Raw genomic sequence first — 16,936 nt, 5'->3', positions numbered from 1 at the left:
TTACTATTAACTGTGGACTCTTGACTATTGACTCTTGACCAATGACAAATGACAATTTTTTCTTGCGTAATGTTTGGTATTATGCTCTGCCAAGCGATCGCCTAAAACCCGGTAAGATGGTTTCCCGTGTTTTCTTGGGCGAACCGATAGTTCTGTGTCGTAGCCGAGAGGGTAAAGTATTTGCCTTAAAGGATCTTTGTCCGCATCGGGCTGTGCCTTTAAGTTGCGGTCGATTTGATGGGCAGGAAGTAGAATGCTGTTACCACGGTTGGCGCTTTAACCATGCAGGACGTTGCACTGCAATACCTTCTCTAGTAGAAGGGCACGATGTAGATTTAAATCGCTACAATGTAGAATCCTACGAGATTCGCGAAAAGCAAGGTAATATCTGGATATTCATGCCAGAAACGGGTAAATCTAAGTCTCCTGCCTCAACAAGAGAAATTCCCGAAATTCCAGAGATTCCTGGCTTTGGCGATCGCCCGCCGCAGTTAGTAGAAGTGATGCGGTTTCCCTGTTTTATCGATCATGCAGTCTTAGGTTTGATGGACCCCGCCCATTCACCTTACGTTCATCGAGTATGGTGGTGGCGTTCTGGAAAACTCCACGACGAAATCAAGCAATTTGACGCTTCACCTTACGGGTTTACCATGCGTAAACACCAATTACCAGCCAATACAGGTAAAGCTTATCGCTTCATTGGCGGCGGAATCCCCGAAACAGAGATTACTTTTCAAATACCCGGAGTCAGGGTAGAAACCACAACAACCGCCAAGCATCAAGTTACCAATCTGACAGCAATTACACCAATTTCGGAAACAGAAAGCGAAGTTAATTTCGCCTTTTATTGGACAGTACCTTGGGCGGGATTCGCCAAGCCGTTGATTCGTGTATTAACACGGGCTTTTCTAGGACAAGACCGCACAGTAGTTGAAAAGCAGCAGATTGGGCTGAAGTACGATCCAGTGCTGCGGCTGATTAAGGATTCAGATGTGCAAGCGCAATGGTATTACCAGTTAAAGCGGGAATATGCACGTGCGATCGCTGAAGGTCGTCCATTTGTTAACCCGGTGAAGAGTCAAGTATTGCACTGGCGCGCTTGATATTAAGATTCCCTATTGCAATCTACTAGCGAATGGTAGGTAGTACCGTTACTACAATTTGACTGCATTACCCTGCATTGTTAATGCACTGGTCTGTTATGCCAATGCATCGGCTTGTTATGCCAAAACATCGGGCTGTTATATTAAAACGTTGGCTTGTTATGCCAAAACATCGGGCTGTTATATTAAAACGTTGGCTTGTTATGCCAAAACATCGGGCTGTTATATTAAAACGTTGGCTTGTTATGCCAATGCATCGGGCTGTTATATTAAAACGTCGGCTTGTTATGCCAATGCATCGGGCTGTTATATTAAAACGTCAGCTTGCAAAATTAACCTGATGACTGTAATCGGCGGTGTAAGTAGTCGGACAGAATTAATTACATAATGTCATTGCGAATGGAGCGAAGCGAAATGAAGCAATCGCAAAGGCTGGGATTGCTACTCTTCGAGAACGCTTTCAGCGAACGCTTCGCTCGCAATGACTGTAAATATTTTTGTCCAACTACTTATTAGGCGTTTCCCCATAATGCACCTACTATAACTGGGAACTACACCCTGACGTACTAAGCCTGACCTTTGTTGAGGAATAAGAGCGATCGCCTAAAATTTTGTTATAGACAAGTTGTATGGCAGTCGCAAATCATTTGTGAGACACTACAATTGTCAAATCACAAATGACAAATGACAAATGACTATAAATTATCAACGTGCTAATACTCTTAAAACAGCCTTTCAAGTGTGTACGTTAGAACCCTTAGAAGGTGAAGACATCGAAAAATATTATGTTGATTTATCAGCAGTACGTAAAACTTCAGCCGTTGATAGCGTTAGTACTATTTTAGATTTTCAAGAACCAGCAGATTTTAGCACTATTTTATTTACTGGTCATCGTGGTTGTGGTAAAAGCACCGAGTTAAAACGCATTCAAAAGCTCTGGGAAGAAAACTATCACGTAATTTATCTAGAAGTAAATGAAGAAACAGATATTAACGACGCTAGTTATACAGATTTATATTTAATCGTCATCAAGCAAGTAGAGTTTGAGCTAAGAAAATTAGATTTAAAATTTGACGAAAAACTCTTACATAACTTTGAAGAATGGTTTAAAGACATTACCAAAGAAACCGAAGAAACTGTCGAGAAATCAGTCAGCATCGAGGGAGAAGCGACACTGCAACCAGAAGCACCATTTATTGCAAAATTAATGGTCAAGTTACTGGCGCAAATTAAAGGGTCTGATAAACAAAAAACTACAATTCGCCAAACTTTAGAAAAAGACTTGTCTCGTCTAAAGGCAGATATTAATTTATTGCTAGGTGATGCTTACGTTAAACTCAGAAAAAAATACCCAGATTATAAGGGCTTACTAATTATATTTGACAACCTAGATCGCGTTCCGCCTGCGGTTGCTAACCATTTATTTTTTGACTATGCGGCTCAATTGCAAGAATTGCACTGCACTATTATTTATACAGTCCCTATTTCTATTCTGTGTTCGCCTAAAAATCCCTTAGCTTTGTTTGATGGTAATCCCCATATCGTGCCAATGGTAAATATTTATGAATTAGAAAAGGATACTTGCCATTTAAATTGCAATCAAGCAGGACTAGACGCAACAGCGAGTTTAATTGAAAAGCGCGTAGATGTTGATGCTGTCTTTGAATCTCGCCAAGAATTGCTAGAATTAGCCAAAGCTAGTGGTGGTCACGTGCGTCAATTAATGCAAATGATGCGAACCGCTTGTCAAACTGCTAGTACACGCAAGCATCCCAAAATCACGGCTGAAGATGTCACTTATGCGATTAAGCAGCAACAATTTAGTTTTGAAAGGTTTATACCGGAAGAACATTATCATTATTTAGCCCAGGTGTGTATCACCAAAGATGTTAGTAAAGATGATATTGGTCAGTTAATGTTATTTAATACTTCAGTTTTAGAATACAACGGCAATAAACGGTGGAATTATCCTAATCCAGTGGTGAAGCAAAATGAATTCTTCCAAAAAGCACTTGAATCAGCACTCGCAGGAAAGTCATAACGCCGAACTTGGGCAGTTTATTACACTGAATCAAGATGTATTTGCTGAATTACTGACTTTTATCGACTTTGCCGAAAAATTCACGCTGGGTTTTGTAGAAGTTAATTTCCCTCCAGATGCAGACTTATTAATTGCAGCTTTGCAAACTCACCCAGAATGCGAACAGATTCAGTTTTATATTCTCAATTTTCCTGATGAAAACTTGCGGTTTCTTCGGGATGGGATTGTGAAAGAATTAGCGAATATTCAAGTAGATGCAAACAAAAAATTAGTGTTGATTGTGCGGGGGCTAGAGAAATCTATTGGCGTTTTTGGCGAGTATCCCCCAGTATTACAAGATTTGAATTTTGTTCGCGATGCTTATAAAAGAACTGTTCCTTATCCAATATTATTTATTCTGCCAGACTATGCCATTACCCGCCTAGCTAAATTCGCACCAGATTTTTGGGCTTGGAGTTCGGGAATATTTAGGTTTAAAACGCCAGAGAATACTAAAGAACAGGCGTTAAACCAAGCTCAAAATACAGAGAGAATTGTCGATAGATTACCACCACCAGAAAAGCAAGAACGCATTGATGTATTAAACCGTCTGTTGATGGAATATAAACCTACTGGGTATCATGTACCTGATGGCAATATCCGTAGGTATAGTAATGTTTTACATCAATTAGGATTGGCTTATATCAGTCACAACAAACCAGAAAAAGCCAGGGAATATTTAGCAGAAGCCGAAAAAATTGCTGAGAGTTTTGAAGATAGTAGCTTTCAGATAAAAGTTCTTAATTCGTTAGGAAAGACTTATTCTCAGCAAAGACAATTTGAGACAGCAATTACTTATTATCAACAAGCATTAAATATTGCCCAAAAGCTAGAAAATAAGCGTGAGGAAGCTAGGGCTTTGTTTTACTTGGGTAATGCTTACTTAGAATTGAGACAATTTGCACAGGCTAATGAATTTTATCAGCAGTGTTTAGAAATATATCAAGAGCTAGGCGATCGCTATTCCCAAGCTGGTACCTACCACCAGTTGGGAAGAGTTGCTCAAGATTTGCGGGAATTTGAGGAGGCGCGGCGCAATTATCAACAAGCTTTGGCTATCTTTATTGAATATGACAATCGCTATTCCCAAGCCAAAACCTACCACCAGTTGGGAATAGTCGCCCAAAATTTGTGGGAATTTGAGGAGGCGCGGCGCAATTATCAACAAGCTTTGGCTATCTATATTGAATATGGCGATCGCTATTCCCAAGCTAGCACCTACCACGGGTTGGGAATGGTAGCTGAGGATTTGCGGGAGTTTGAGGAAGCGCGGCGCAATTATCAACAAGCTTTGGCGATCAAAATTGAATATGGCGATCGCTATTCAAGCGCCCGCACCTACCACCAGTTGGGAATAGTTGCCGGAAATTTACATGAATATGAGGAAGCACGGCGGAATTTCCAACAGGCTTTGGCTATTTTGATCGAATATGGTGATCGCTATTTAAGCGCCAGCACGTACCACAACCTGGGAATAGTTGCTCAAGGTTTGCGAGAATATGAGGAGGCGCGGCGCAATTATCAACAAGCTTTGGCTATCAAAATCGAATATAGCGATCGCTATTCCCAAGCCAGCACCTACCACCAGTTGGGAAGAGTTGCCCAAGAATTGCGGGAATTTGAGGAGGCGCGGTGCAATTATCAACAAGCTTTGGCTATCAAAATCGAATATGGCGATCGCTATGAGCAAGCACTTACTTACCACTGTTTAGGAACACTTGCAGAAGCGGAGGAAAACTTCCCAGAGGCGAGGGCGAATTTGCAGACAGCGTTAGAGATATATATTGAGTATAAAGATGAATATTGGGCAGCAGTGGCGCGGGAGATTTTAGACAGATTACCAGAGTGATGTGGAAGGAGATGTAAATGGTTACTACCAATCAAGCGATAAACAGCACTCCTACAGAAAAACCACTTGCAGAAAAGCGTGTCACGCTTCATAACATTAGTTGGCAGGCTTACGAGCAAATTCTCGATGCTTTGGGCGATAACCGAGCAGCCCGACTCACATACTACCAGGGTATGTTAGAGATTATGACCCCTTTAGAAGAACATGAAAGTGGTAGCGAACATATTGGGATGTTGATTCACCTTTTAACAGAAGAACTTAATCTCAATATCAAAAGTATGGCTTCTACTACACTGAAAATACCAGAGTCAAAAGTGGGTGCAGAACCGGATAAATGTTACTACATTCAAAATGAGCCTGCTGTGAGAGGTAAAACAGTAGATTTAGCAGTAGATCCACCTCCAGATTTGATTTTAGAAGTAGATATAACTCATACAGATATCAATAAAAAACAACTTTATCAGGAAATGAAAGTTCCCGAATTTTGGCGCTATAACGGGACAAATTTAACTATTTATCTGTTGCAGAATGGTGAATATCAAGAATCAGCAACTAGTGCAACATTTCCTATATTAACTAAAGCAATGGTTTACGATTTTTTAGCACAATGCAAAACTCAAGGAGAAACCCAAACTAAGCGAGCTTTCCGTGCAATGCTGCAAGAACAAATCCAGCAGTAATATCATGTCCGTTTTAGCACTTGTCATTGCGACCGTTCGCTGAAAGCGTTCCCGTTCGCCGTCAGGCGTTCTCGAAGAGTAGGGTAGGGAAGCAATCCCCAACCCTTGCGATTGCTTCGCTCCACTTCGTTCCACTCGCAATGACATATTAAGGGTAATTTGCCAGACATCATATAATTTATGCGATTGCCTGGATTTTGAATTACTACTTAGATTGAGCCAAAATCTCTTCCCACTCAGATGAAGACAGAGGTTTTACAACTAACTCCATCTCAAAACAATAACTAGCAGCCGCCATCAAAGCTGTCATAATTATCTCTACACTTAAACCTTGAGGTAGTTGTACCTTTGTCCAAGCTTCTCCACCAAACACCTGGGTAAATAATTCAGCATCTTGGTTTAACCGCATCGAACCATGTTGCAAAATTGCCCCAGCACGTCGCAGTTGGGCGCTACCAATTAGTTTTGCTCCATCAGCTAAAACTAAATCTGCACCTGTTGCAGTACCAAAACAATTAGGGTTATGAATATAGCCGCGTCCCGCAGTACCGTATTGCAATTCCACGCCAAGCGATCGCCAGCCTTGAATCAAAAACTCACAAATTTTTTGGTAAGCTTGGAGGCGATGTCTAGCGACAAGCCGCTTTGCGTCTACGCCATGCAATCCAGATGTAACGACAGCGTAAGTTAAATCGCTTTGGTGTAATACTGCTCTTCCACCAGTAGGACGCCTGACTATATCCAGTTTTTCACCTTGCCAAATCAAATTTGACCAAAATTCTGGATATTGGTGTTGATGATAACCGAGAGAAATAGCGGCTGGCGACCAAGTGTAAAACCGCAGCGTTGGCGGATGATTTCCTGACTGGTGCTGTGCTAGCAACCAGCGGTCAATCGCCATCTGCACGTTACCAGCAGCTTCTAGCAAAGGAATTAGTCGCCAAACCTGCTTGCTATGCATCCGATATAGCAAACTCCAAACTTAAATTCTTCAAGCTGTACCAAACTCAGATTGTAAAGCTTCGTCGTTATTATCCGCGATCGTCGCCACGATGGTAATTAATCGGGAGACTTCGCCAGGAGATAATTCAGCTAAGGTGCGTGTAGAAATGACTACAACTTGGTTTTCAATAATCCCAAACCGAGCTTCGAGAGTACTGGTACAGTTCATCTCCAATAAACGTCGCATTAGTTTGGGTTCATCTTTAGCAGGTAATTTCAGCACCACAGACCAAACTGTGATGGTATCTTCATCACTTTTACCACTGAGTTGGACAAATACTTCGACGCTGCCATATTTAAACTTCCAGAGATAATTACCTTCTGGAGTGTGGCTAACCATTGCACTGTCATCTTGTTCTAGACTATCGATGACATTTTCAATCACTTCCACATGGTTGATGCTGGCGGTTTCCACGAGTAGTTCCTCGACGAGTGGGTTGCTGGGTAGAGTTTCTTGGTAGTTTGTCATACAGATTTTTTGCTGAATATGGTTACTGATTTATCTACACATACTTTATAGCTTGTAGAAGCAGTTAGTTTTAGCTTCTAAAGTGATAGTCTGGTTTTCAACGCAGACAATTGACTTAAGACGCCTACAAGAATACGCGATTCTATGTCTTCTATTTCCCAAACCGTGCAAAGTCGTAATATTCGTGAGTTGGGTATTAACCCCAATCGCTGGTATGTAGTTGCTCGTAGTAGTGAAGTAACAAATAAGCCTGTAGGTGTGGTACTTTGGCAGCAGGCGATCGCTCTTTATCGAGATAGTACAGGCACAATCCACGCTTTAGAAGACCGTTGTCCCCACCGTCAAGTTAAACTCAGTCACGGCCAAGTCGTCGGTAATGATTTGGAATGTGCTTATCACGGTTGGCGCTTCGATGCATCTGGTGAATGTACAGCCGTTCCCTACCTAGCAAAAAATCAGAAACTACCCAGTTGTAAAATTAAAACCTACCCAGTCAAAGAACAAGACGGTTTTATCTGGCTATTTCCTGGAGATGAATCGCCAGCTGTAGAACCCCTTGGTTTGCCAGAGTGGGAACATCTCAATTACATTGCCACAGTTTCAATTATTAATTGTCAGGCTCATTATTCCTATTTAATTGAAAACCTGATGGATATGTATCACGGACATTTACATCAGGATTTGCAAGCTTGGGCAGAAGCATCTCTACAAGATATCGATGAAGATGCAAATCGCGTCGATGCCCATTACACAGCCCAAAGTTATTATAAAATCGATAAAATTTGGTCGATATCCCAGTTATTTTTTCCGGCTTTGCGGCGGTTGCATCCCGAACCTTTAGATGTAAGTTATATTTATCCCCATTGGACATCAACCTTAGGACAAGATTTTAAAATTTACTGTCTGCTTTGTCCCATCAATGAAACCCAGACAAAAGCTTATTTAGTACATTTCACATCATTAAATTCATTTTGGCGGTTGCACAAATTACCTGTTTGGTTTCGCCGCTTTGTCAAAAATAGTTTATTTGGTGCAGCACAGAAACTACTTGATGGGTTAGTTGTGCAAGATGTGCAAATGATTGAAGAAGAACAACAGGCTTATTTACAAAATCCAGATACGCGCAATTATGAATTAAATCGAGCTTTAGTAAGCGTGCAAAAGCTGATGAGAAGCCAGGTTGAGAGGATAGATTAATCTGGAAAATCAAGCATGAGGCAGAGATTAGAATGCAAGAAGCTCTCTGCCTTTCTCGATCAAATCAAGTTTGGCAACTAGCGAGAAGAACGATACACTAAGGAAAATTTCTTGAGGAAGCGTTGATGGCACGGTCAACCGAGGTGAAAACTAACGAAGCGTCTGCACAGGAATCGCCGACAGAACAAGACACGACGACAGTAACAGATGCTTCTGAAACAGTCGAGGCAGCTCAGGATATTGATGAGATCTTAAACTCACTCAAAAGCTTACTGAGTGCCTTAGAAAAATTACAAAAAGCCCGACAGGAAGTAGGTGAGATCAAACCTTTGATTGGGCGAATGCTTGATGGGGAAGTAATTGCTGGTGAAGAACTTGAACAGATCAAGACTGGTGTCAGCGGTCTTTTTCGCCTAGTTCGTGCTTATAGCGACCATCAAACAGCACTGGCTAAAGCACAATCGGCTAGAGACTTTTTGGATCGAGTGCTGAAATAGCAAGCTAGTACCGCTACGCGGAAGTCAAAAGTCAAATGTCAAAAGTCAAAAGAATTATATTCCGGGCTTTTGCAGTGTTTTGAATAGGTAGTTTATTTCCGCCAAGTTGTACTAGTTTAAGATGCGGAACTGTCCCTTAAGTCGATGGCTGCGCACTACTTTCTAGGCTGCTAACGACGCCAATCTCGCCTCCATGTGTAGTAATAATTTGCCGACACATATAAAGTCCTCAGCCGAGACTGAGAGATTGGCGCTGATGGGTAAATTCTCATAAACTCGTCGTACATCCCATACAGCTTGCTCAAGCCCAGGTTTCCAATGCAGAATGGCTAGCGCACGCCTCACATGCGATCGCAGTCCCCTGTTCTTCATCTGCTTAGATGACGCAACTAAGTAAATCTATTGAGAACTTCGAGCAAACATATGAAAGTATAGTGCTTTGAGAATCTGTACAAGGCACTTTTTTACCCAACACTATCTCAAGCTCAAGGTGCCAAACAGTAGCTCTAATAACCAAAATGGCTATTATTAAGGGTTTCCGTATAGCTACTCATGTCAAGCTTTGTCAAAAATTGTTAATTTAACAAGAGTTATACCAATTCAAAATCCAAATTTCAAAATTAATGGGCTACATCTGTGGCTGGATTTTGACGAATTGGTGTTATTTATATTGATCGACAAAGTTTTACTAAAGAATATGCTAACTACTGCCACCTCAAGCCAAATGGAGTTGGAAAAACTCTTAGAGCATATATTTTCTATTCGTCGAATTACGCGTCAAGATCAGCATCTGTTGATGTCAACACTGCTATCTAAAGCAGATTTGAACGAACAAGAAAGGTTGCAAATCAGCCGAGTTTTTGATGCTTTGCAGAGAGGATTGATTAAAGTAGTCGATTAAAAATTTATTGCGATCGCACTGTTAACACACGTTATCAATATTAGATATTTATTCTTTGGTATTTGTTGAACTAGCTATCAATGGTAATGGGTAATCCTGAAAATTACCCATTCCGAATAATTAACTAACTACGGCTTCTGCTTTTTCTTCCACCGTTGGCACATAAGGTTTTTCTACACCTTGAGCAAGATATTCTGCTAACTGACTTTCTATTTGATCGCGCACAATTTGACGATACTCTAGAAAATGTTCGTTATGGGCACAAGCAGAGAGGTAATGCTCGGCAACTCCAGGGTTACGCTTGATAATGCTAAATAAGTGATGCCAGAATTTCCAGCGAGTTTCGCGTTTAATACCTTGTCGCCAAATGACAATTAATAGTGCTTTAATTACTATCAACTCTGGCCATTTAAACGGCGCTTTCCAACTTGGCGCACCCATCATTAAAAAGCAGCGGTAGGTACGATCCAAATACTTCACAGGATCGTATAAAGCACAAAATGCTTCAATATATTCTCTGGCAATATCTTCCAAGGGGCGGGTAGGAATAAAGTTCATCAATGTTGTCTGGTTGATGTTGCCATCTTTGTTTTCCCGCAATCTGCCTTCTTTCTTCAGACGATGCCACAATGCTGTGTTGGGTAGCGCTTGTAACATAGCAAAGGTGGTAGAAGGAATTGCTGCTTGTTCGGCAAAACGGACAATGCGATCGCCTGCACCTGCTTTTTCGCCATCAAACCCGATAATAAATCCAGCCATTGGCCGCAATCCGGCTTTAATGATGCTTTGCACAGCGTCGGTAAGGGAACTGCGGGTATTTTGAAATTTCTTCGTCAGTTGCAAGCTATCTTCATCTGGGGTTTCAATCCCCAAAAATACCGCCGCAAAACCAGATTCCACCATCAATTCCATCAATTCTGGATCTTGTGCTAAATCCACAGAAGCTTCGGTATCAAAGCGGAAGGGATATTGATGTTCTTGCATCCACACTTTTAACTCTTTCAGCAACAATTTCACATTGCGTTTGTTGCCAATAAAGTTGTCATCGACCATGAACACGCCCCGCCGCCAACCCAACTCATAAAGATAATCCAACTCTGCTAATAATTGGGCTGGGGTTTTGGTGCGCGGTTTGCGACCGTAGAGAACAATAATGTCACAGAATTCGCATTGGAAAGGACAACCCCGCGAAAACTGCACGGACATCATATCGTAAGCATCAAATTCTAATAAATCAAAGCGGGGTACTGGTGTACTGGTCACATCTGGTTTTTCACTCGTGCGGAAAATCCCAGAGGTTTCACCCCGTTGAATCGCCTCGACGAACATCGGTAAGGTGATTTCCCCTTCATCCAGAATCAGAAAATCTGCGCCGACGTTTTGCACTTCATGGGGTGTAGAGGTGGAGTAGGGGCCGCCCACAGCGACTAACTTACCACGGCGTTTTGCTTCTTGGATTTGGTCTAGTAAGTCCTGTTTCTGGACAATCATGGCAGAGAAAATGACAACATCAGCCCAAGCCCACTCGGCTTCCGTAACTGGGCGAATATTGCGATCGACGAGTTTATATTCCCATTCTTGAGGGAGAATTGCCGCCACTGTTACTAAACCCAAAGGTGGTAACAAAACCTTGCGATCGACTAACGCCAAAATCTTCTCGTATGACCAAAAGGTTTTTGGAAATATTGGATACACCAGTAGGACTCGCATACAGTATCAATCCTCACACTTTGATTGTTATCCCACTTTAACGAAAATTAAGACTTATTGACTTTTTATCTTAGCGGGTTCATCTGTTTACTAAACTTTTTTCTCACCTATAGCTATGCGGAAATTTCTTTACGTGGCAAGATCTTGGGGTAGAAATTTAGCATTGCTAAACCCCTACATTGGTTTACTTTTCACGCCGCTAATTTTTAAAACATCGCTTATACTTGCACAGTAATTTGGTAATTCAAAACTGGCGGGGTTAATGGCGTTGTCGTAACTAAAATGTCGATAGTTCATGCAGAATCTATCCCAAGCCGCCATCTGAATTCGGAACACAGCAATAATCAAGTTGGCTAATGTTATAGATAATGGAATGCGAAAGTAAATCTTTTTACCTAGATAGGCGCAGAGTTGTTCTACGGCTTGGTTAACAGTTAATTTCTCTTGACCTAAAACAAACTTACGTGGTTCCTGTCCAGTGGGGGGATTTTCAATTAAATATTTGACTGTGGTGGCAATATCTCTTGCGTGGATAAAGTGGAAACTGCCATCAGCTTGCAAAAAGCGAATTAAATTAATATATTTTGTAACTTCAGGGATACCAGATGTTACAGCAGAATAGGGCTTGTTAGCATCGCCGCCTAAAACTATAGTGGGAAAAACTGTGGTAATTTTAGGTGCGTAGGACGCAGTACTTGCCGTAGGCATCGCTAATTTTGATATTTGCTGTAAGCACTCATATTTAGAACTGACGTAATCTGTACCAATTTCTCCAGCTTCTTTGAGTGGTTGATTGTGGCGATCCAAAACGCTAGCAGTAGAAAAATAAATTACTTGTTCGCATTTTTCTGGGTCTAGCAGCTTCAGCAATTCTAGAGTTTTGTTGACGTTAATATTAAATGTTTGCTCCCCACCCCAAGCTGTTGCTGTTAGTACCGCAACATCAATTGTTGATAGCAAATCAGCGAACTTTCCAATTTCTTGCATATCACCTTGCAATACGGTGATACCTGAACGCGCCTGAATGTTAACTTGGAGTTTACTGGGGTTTCTAACTAGTAGATACAGTTCGTAATCTGTTTCTTGAATTAAGGCTTCACTGAGATAGTGACCTATACAGCCACTTGCACCAGTCACTAAAATCCTTTTCTGACTCATAGAGAGTTTTAAATTTTATTTAATTTATTTAGTTGCGTGGAATGAATTTTTAGTTCCCAATGTAGTCTCAACATCAGAATATAAATTTTCTTCGTGTTTTAGTGTCTCTTTGGTAAGAAATCATTTTTAACCACCAAAACACCAAAACACGAAGAAGAAAAATGTACAACGGATTGACAATCGCCTAAACTAGTGCATTAAGTTGCTTTGCTGTTTCAAAGAAGAAAGCAACATTTTCTTCTGGAGTTTCTGGTAGCACACCATGACCGAGATTGAGAATATGACCCCAATTTCCAGCTTTGCGAACGGTATCGAGAATGCGATCGCGGATAAACGCTTTGGAACCAAATAGCACGCCTGGGTCGAGATTACCCTGAACTTTCACGTGCTTGCCCAATCTTGCACGTGCGTCTGCCATGTCTACAGCCCAGTCTACAGTCACAACATCAGCACCAGATTTTGCCATTCTCTCCAACACGCCTGCACTACCGCTAACGAGCAAAATTAAAGGTGTGTCGGGATGGGTTTGCTTGACTTGCTCAAAAACCCGTTTTTGATAGGGAAGCGCAAAGGTGTCATAATCTTGAGGACTCAATTGACCTGCCCAAGAATCGAACATTTGCACAACTTGAGCACCACAGTCAATTTGGTAGCGTGCGTAAACGGCGATCGCATCTGCTAGTTTTTCTAGAAATTGATGCAGAATTGTCGGGTCAGAAAACGCCATATTCTTGATGATGGAATAGGTTTTAGAACCTTTTCCTTCAACTGCGTAAGCAGCTAATGTCCAAGGCGCACCGACAAAGCCTAATACCGTTGATTGATTCCCTACCTCTTGACGCAACGCCTGCAATATGGTTTTGATAAACGGCAGGGATGCTTCAGGCTCGAAGGGACGCAGGTTATCTACTTGTTCTTGAGTGCGAATGGGCGAGTGAATAATTGGCCCTTTACCTTCCGCAATGTCCATGTCAATGCCCAAACCAGGCAATGGCGTTACAATGTCGGAAAATAAAATTACCCCGTCTGGTTGAAAGGCTCTCCAAGGCTGTAGGGAAACCTCTATCGCTACTTCGGGAATTTCTGAGCGATCGCGGAAAGAAGGATACTTCTCCCTTAAATCTCGATATGCTTTCATATACCTTCCCGCTTGTCGCATCATCCATACAGGGGGACGGTCTACTACTTCACCGCGAGCTGCCATGAGGAGTCTAGGAGCTGTTGAGGAAACACCCATTTAACACTTCATCCTAAGTCACTTTTTTATGCCACTGTTTAGCTTATCATTCTGAGATTACGCTTTTTCAGGAGTCTGCTCTCACTCTCGTCTCTGCTTAACTTAACTTCATATGCAAGCTGATTCCAACAGTTCTTCTCATGTTGCATCGACTCAGAACGCTTCTAAAATCAGAAAGTTTTTGATCCCGCGTTCTCAAACCAGAAGTTTCCTGACCAAATTTACCTTCATGACCTGTTTGGGATGGGTGGTAGGTGGCCTTGTCAGTATAGCTTTGGAAAATCTGCTCGCTAGCCTTTCACCTGGTTTTTTTCCAGATTCCCAAATGTGGAATAGTTTTGCTAGCTATCTCAGCAGCATTGTCTTTGCTGTGATTTTCGCCGCCGATCAGGCGTTAGTTGTGCGCCCATATCTACCTGCTAGGTGGTGGTTGCTAGCTACTAGCGTTGGTTGGTTAATTGCTAACAGCGTTTCTACAGCCTGGATTAACTACATATCTTCGATTGCTGCATCCTTTAATGAAACTTTATCTCCTGAAGCAATGGTGATTTTGGGTGGCTTGTCTACTATTTCCTATATTATTTCCGGAATTTGGCTCGGACTTTGCCAATGGCTGGTGTTACGACGCTACACAGTCAATGCTTGGTGGTGGAATTTTCTCCCAGCAATTTGCTTCTTCTTCATCAGTACTTTAATTTGGCTGCTTTCTCTGTTGCAAAATTTTATTCCCGAAGCCAACCGGACTTCGATATTGTATTGGAATGGGCAAGGATTTACAGCTTTTATTCTGGGATTTATCCCAGCAATTGGCTTGTGTGCTTTAAAGAAAAAACAACACCCCAAAACTGTAATTCCTGGCTCATCTTAAGCTTACTAGGCAGCTAACTGCTGCTGATTATTTAATGATGAATAAGGATCGTCTTTTACAAAATCTAACTAAACCACCCGTTGCCGACAAACACCCACAGGTTTTAGAGTTACATGGCGATCGCCGTATCGACAACTACTTTTGGCTACGCGATATTGATAACCTTCAAGTTACTGCATATTTAGAAGCTGAAAATACTTATACCGCAGCGATGATGTCACATACTCAAGCGCTGCAAACAAAACTCTATAATGAAATGCTGGCACGGATTAAAGAAACCGACTTATCAGTGCCATTCCGCAAAGATGACTACTACTATTATTTACGTACTGAAGAAGGCAAAGATTATCCCATTCATTGCCGTAAGAAAGATAGCTTAGAAGCACCAGAAGAAGTGCTTTTAGATGAAAATGAACTTGCTAACGGGCACGAATTTTTTAGCTTAGGAGTATTTGATGTTAGCCCCAATCATCAAATCTTAGCTTACTCAGTCGATACTAGTGGTTCTGAACAATACACGCTGTTTTTCTTAGACTTAACTACCTTTCAATTATCGGAAGAAAGTATCCCCGATACTTATTTTTCTGTCGCTTGGGCTAACGATAACAAAACTATATTTTATACTAAAATTGATGATGCCAATCGTCCTTATCAACTATTTCGTCATACTTTAGGAACTTCTGTCGATGAAGATGTTCTAATTTATGAAGAACTAGATGATATTTACCATTTATATGTTGATAAAACTCGTAGTGAAGAATATCTTCTGATGCTTTTAAGAAGCAGCATCACTACAGAAGTTCGCTATTTAGATGCGAATACTCCTGAGGGCGATTGGAAATTAATTCACCCCCGCACTACAGGCTTGGAATATGAAGTCGATCATCACAGCGATTACTTCTACATTGTGACTAATGATGAGGCTACCAACTTTAAACTAGTTCAAACCTTGGTAGCTTATCCAAGTAAAGAAAACTGGCAAACTGTAATTCCGCATCAAGAAGATGTGTTGCTATTAGGAATTAGTCTGTTTGCTCAACATTTAGTGATTTATGAAAGAAAAGGTGGCTTAGAAACTGCTAGAGTCCAAAACCTAGCAACAGGCGAGGAAAGTAATATAAATTTTCCAGAGCCTACCTATGAATTTTATGAAGGTAATAACCCAGAGTTTAATACTAACATTCTACGTTTCCACTACACTTCTTTTATTACGCCGCCATCAGTTTTCGATTACAACATGGAAACTAACCAGCGTGAGTTAAAAAAAGAAACAGAAGTGCTTGGTGGCTACGATAGAACTCAGTATCAAAGTGAGTGGCTGATGGCTACCGCCGAAGATGGGACAAAAATTCCCATCTCGATTGTTTACAAAAGGGGAATTAAAAAAGATAGTCAAAATCCTTTATTACTTACAGGTTACGGGGCTTACGGTTCTTCCTACCCAGCCACATTTTCTTCAAATCGCCTGACTTTGTTAGACAGAGGATTTGTGTTTGCTATTGCTCATATTCGTGGTGGGGAAGAAATGGGGCGAAAATGGTACGAACAAGGCAAATTTTTACAGAAAAAGAACACCTTTACAGATTTTATCGCGTGTAGTGAATATTTAATCGCTGAAAAATGGACGGCAAGCGATCGCCTAGTAATTACAGGCGGGAGTGCAGGTGGCTTATTAATGGGAGCAGTAATTAATCTGCGTCCGGAATTATTCAAAGCAGTAGTCGCCCACGTTCCCTTTGTAGACGTAGTCACTACTATCTTGGATACCTCATTGCCCCTATCAGCAATGGAATGGGAAGAATGGGGTAATCCCAACGATCCAGTTTATTACGAATACATGAAGTCTTACTCGCCCTACGATAACGTCGAGGCGAAAACTTATCCAGATATGTTAATTACTGCTGGCTTGAATGATTCTCGCGTCAAATATTGGGAACCAGCAAAGTGGACAGCTAAACTGCGAGAACTGAAAACCGATAACAACATTCTGCTGTTAAAAACCAATATGGGTGCAGGACATAGCGGTGCATCTGGACGTTACGAAAGCTTGCGAGAATTGGCTTTTGAATATGCCTTTATTCTCGATAGATTAGGTTTTTGATCGTCGCGATCGCTCCCCAGAATGGAATAATACTTTGGGATTTAAATTTCAATGGTTTGCCACTAGAATTTCAATAATTTATTT

The 16,936-nt window shown here is 41.4% G+C and carries 15 protein-coding genes; 9 read left to right on the top strand and 6 right to left on the bottom strand.

The window, feature by feature from the left end; translation table 11 throughout:
- Nucleotides 1-41: 41 nt before the first annotated feature.
- The 4 genes from AACU33_RS02855 to AACU33_RS02840 all read left to right on the top strand — a co-directional run bounded on the left by AACU33_RS02855 (nucleotide 42) and on the right by AACU33_RS02840 (nucleotide 5,712).
- Entirely contained in the window at nucleotides 42-1,103 is a 1,062-nt protein-coding gene (locus tag AACU33_RS02855; RefSeq protein WP_096586949.1) for an aromatic ring-hydroxylating oxygenase subunit alpha, read from the top strand.
- Between the two features lie 691 nt (nucleotides 1,104-1,794).
- Nucleotides 1,795-3,144: a P-loop NTPase fold protein gene (locus AACU33_RS02850; protein ID WP_096586947.1), complete on the top strand. Its 1,350-nt coding sequence runs from the start codon at nucleotides 1,795-1,797 to the stop codon at nucleotides 3,142-3,144.
- The gene (locus AACU33_RS02845) at nucleotides 3,095-5,032 is read left to right on the top strand and encodes a tetratricopeptide repeat protein (RefSeq protein WP_096586946.1); all 1,938 of its coding nucleotides are present in this window, start codon (nucleotides 3,095-3,097) and stop codon (nucleotides 5,030-5,032) included. The genes AACU33_RS02850 and AACU33_RS02845 overlap by 50 nt, the downstream gene beginning before the upstream one ends.
- Nucleotides 5,033-5,049: 17 nt before the next feature.
- A complete protein-coding gene (locus tag AACU33_RS02840; protein WP_096586945.1) occupies nucleotides 5,050-5,712 on the top strand; it encodes a Uma2 family endonuclease in 663 nt (220 codons plus the stop codon).
- A gap of 205 nt (nucleotides 5,713-5,917) precedes the next feature.
- Here the strand turns inward: AACU33_RS02840 and AACU33_RS02835 are convergent, their stop codons facing one another.
- Both AACU33_RS02835 and AACU33_RS02830 read right to left on the bottom strand, forming a co-directional pair.
- Entirely contained in the window at nucleotides 5,918-6,673 is a 756-nt protein-coding gene (locus AACU33_RS02835) for a lipoate--protein ligase family protein (RefSeq protein ID WP_096586944.1), read from the bottom strand.
- A 30-nt stretch (nucleotides 6,674-6,703) separates the two neighbouring features.
- Nucleotides 6,704-7,183, bottom strand: a complete 480-nt coding sequence (locus AACU33_RS02830) for a YbjN domain-containing protein (RefSeq protein WP_096586943.1) — start codon at nucleotides 7,181-7,183, stop codon at nucleotides 6,704-6,706.
- Between the two features lie 144 nt (nucleotides 7,184-7,327).
- Between AACU33_RS02830 and AACU33_RS02825 the strand changes: the two genes are divergently transcribed.
- Together AACU33_RS02825 and AACU33_RS02820 are read left to right on the top strand one after the other, a co-directional pair.
- Complete coding sequence (locus AACU33_RS02825; protein ID WP_096586942.1) at nucleotides 7,328-8,380, top strand: aromatic ring-hydroxylating dioxygenase subunit alpha; 1,053 nt, start codon at nucleotides 7,328-7,330, stop codon at nucleotides 8,378-8,380.
- Between the two features lie 125 nt (nucleotides 8,381-8,505).
- Nucleotides 8,506-8,877, top strand: coding sequence for a hypothetical protein (locus tag AACU33_RS02820; protein ID WP_096586941.1), 372 nt, complete (start codon nucleotides 8,506-8,508; stop codon nucleotides 8,875-8,877).
- A 162-nt stretch (nucleotides 8,878-9,039) separates the two neighbouring features.
- On the opposite strand, the gene AACU33_RS02815 is transcribed toward AACU33_RS02820, so the two are convergent.
- A complete protein-coding gene (locus tag AACU33_RS02815; protein ID WP_339375721.1) occupies nucleotides 9,040-9,249 on the bottom strand; it encodes a hypothetical protein in 210 nt (69 codons plus the stop codon).
- 325 nt (nucleotides 9,250-9,574) lie between these two features.
- Here AACU33_RS02815 and AACU33_RS02810 point away from each other — a divergent pair, with 325 nt between their 5' ends.
- On the top strand, nucleotides 9,575-9,778 hold the full coding sequence (locus AACU33_RS02810; RefSeq protein WP_096595104.1) for a hypothetical protein: 204 nt from the start codon (nucleotides 9,575-9,577) through the stop codon (nucleotides 9,776-9,778).
- Between the two features lie 120 nt (nucleotides 9,779-9,898).
- Here the strand turns inward: AACU33_RS02810 and AACU33_RS02805 are convergent, their stop codons facing one another.
- The 3 genes from AACU33_RS02805 to hemE form a co-directional block, all read right to left on the bottom strand.
- The gene (locus AACU33_RS02805) at nucleotides 9,899-11,488 is read right to left on the bottom strand and encodes a B12-binding domain-containing radical SAM protein (protein ID WP_096586940.1); all 1,590 of its coding nucleotides are present in this window, start codon (nucleotides 11,486-11,488) and stop codon (nucleotides 9,899-9,901) included.
- Between the two features lie 174 nt (nucleotides 11,489-11,662).
- Nucleotides 11,663-12,646: an NAD-dependent epimerase/dehydratase family protein gene (locus AACU33_RS02800; protein ID WP_096586939.1), complete on the bottom strand. Its 984-nt coding sequence runs from the start codon at nucleotides 12,644-12,646 to the stop codon at nucleotides 11,663-11,665.
- Nucleotides 12,647-12,830: 184 nt separating this feature from the next.
- Complete coding sequence (gene hemE / locus AACU33_RS02795) at nucleotides 12,831-13,883, bottom strand: uroporphyrinogen decarboxylase (protein WP_096586938.1); 1,053 nt, start codon at nucleotides 13,881-13,883, stop codon at nucleotides 12,831-12,833.
- 112 nt (nucleotides 13,884-13,995) lie between these two features.
- On the opposite strand from hemE, the gene AACU33_RS02790 reads away from it, so the two are divergent.
- Both AACU33_RS02790 and AACU33_RS02785 read left to right on the top strand, forming a co-directional pair.
- Nucleotides 13,996-14,751: a hypothetical protein gene (locus AACU33_RS02790; RefSeq protein ID WP_096586937.1), complete on the top strand. Its 756-nt coding sequence runs from the start codon at nucleotides 13,996-13,998 to the stop codon at nucleotides 14,749-14,751.
- Nucleotides 14,752-14,788: 37 nt separating this feature from the next.
- A complete protein-coding gene (locus AACU33_RS02785) occupies nucleotides 14,789-16,852 on the top strand; it encodes a prolyl oligopeptidase family serine peptidase (protein WP_096586936.1) in 2,064 nt (687 codons plus the stop codon).
- Nucleotides 16,853-16,936: the final 84 nt, after the last annotated feature.

Source organism: Calothrix sp. NIES-2098, assembly GCF_963875125.1.
Classification (GTDB): Bacteria; Cyanobacteriota; Cyanobacteriia; order Cyanobacteriales; family Nostocaceae; genus Aulosira.
The sequence above is the reverse complement of the archived record's forward strand: the minus strand, read 5'-3'. Positions and strand labels throughout refer to the sequence as shown.

Excerpts from the sequence above, each read along its gene's own strand:
- AACU33_RS02855 (WP_096586949.1), top strand. The coding sequence starts at position 42 with ATGACAAATGACAATTTTTTCTTGCGTAATGTTTGGTATTATGCTCTG.
- AACU33_RS02850 (WP_096586947.1), top strand. The coding sequence starts at position 1,795 with ATGACTATAAATTATCAACGTGCTAATACTCTTAAAACAGCCTTTCAA.
- AACU33_RS02845 (WP_096586946.1), top strand. The coding sequence starts at position 3,095 with ATGAATTCTTCCAAAAAGCACTTGAATCAGCACTCGCAGGAAAGTCAT.
- AACU33_RS02840 (WP_096586945.1), top strand. The coding sequence starts at position 5,050 with ATGGTTACTACCAATCAAGCGATAAACAGCACTCCTACAGAAAAACCA.
- AACU33_RS02835 (WP_096586944.1), bottom strand. The coding sequence starts at position 6,673 with ATGCATAGCAAGCAGGTTTGGCGACTAATTCCTTTGCTAGAAGCTGCT.
- AACU33_RS02830 (WP_096586943.1), bottom strand. The coding sequence starts at position 7,183 with ATGACAAACTACCAAGAAACTCTACCCAGCAACCCACTCGTCGAGGAA.
- AACU33_RS02825 (WP_096586942.1), top strand. The coding sequence starts at position 7,328 with ATGTCTTCTATTTCCCAAACCGTGCAAAGTCGTAATATTCGTGAGTTG.
- AACU33_RS02820 (WP_096586941.1), top strand. The coding sequence starts at position 8,506 with ATGGCACGGTCAACCGAGGTGAAAACTAACGAAGCGTCTGCACAGGAA.
- AACU33_RS02815 (WP_339375721.1), bottom strand. The coding sequence starts at position 9,249 with ATGAAGAACAGGGGACTGCGATCGCATGTGAGGCGTGCGCTAGCCATT.
- AACU33_RS02810 (WP_096595104.1), top strand. The coding sequence starts at position 9,575 with ATGCTAACTACTGCCACCTCAAGCCAAATGGAGTTGGAAAAACTCTTA.
- AACU33_RS02805 (WP_096586940.1), bottom strand. The coding sequence starts at position 11,488 with ATGCGAGTCCTACTGGTGTATCCAATATTTCCAAAAACCTTTTGGTCA.
- AACU33_RS02800 (WP_096586939.1), bottom strand. The coding sequence starts at position 12,646 with ATGAGTCAGAAAAGGATTTTAGTGACTGGTGCAAGTGGCTGTATAGGT.
- hemE (WP_096586938.1), bottom strand. The coding sequence starts at position 13,883 with ATGGGTGTTTCCTCAACAGCTCCTAGACTCCTCATGGCAGCTCGCGGT.
- AACU33_RS02790 (WP_096586937.1), top strand. The coding sequence starts at position 13,996 with ATGCAAGCTGATTCCAACAGTTCTTCTCATGTTGCATCGACTCAGAAC.
- AACU33_RS02785 (WP_096586936.1), top strand. The coding sequence starts at position 14,789 with ATGAATAAGGATCGTCTTTTACAAAATCTAACTAAACCACCCGTTGCC.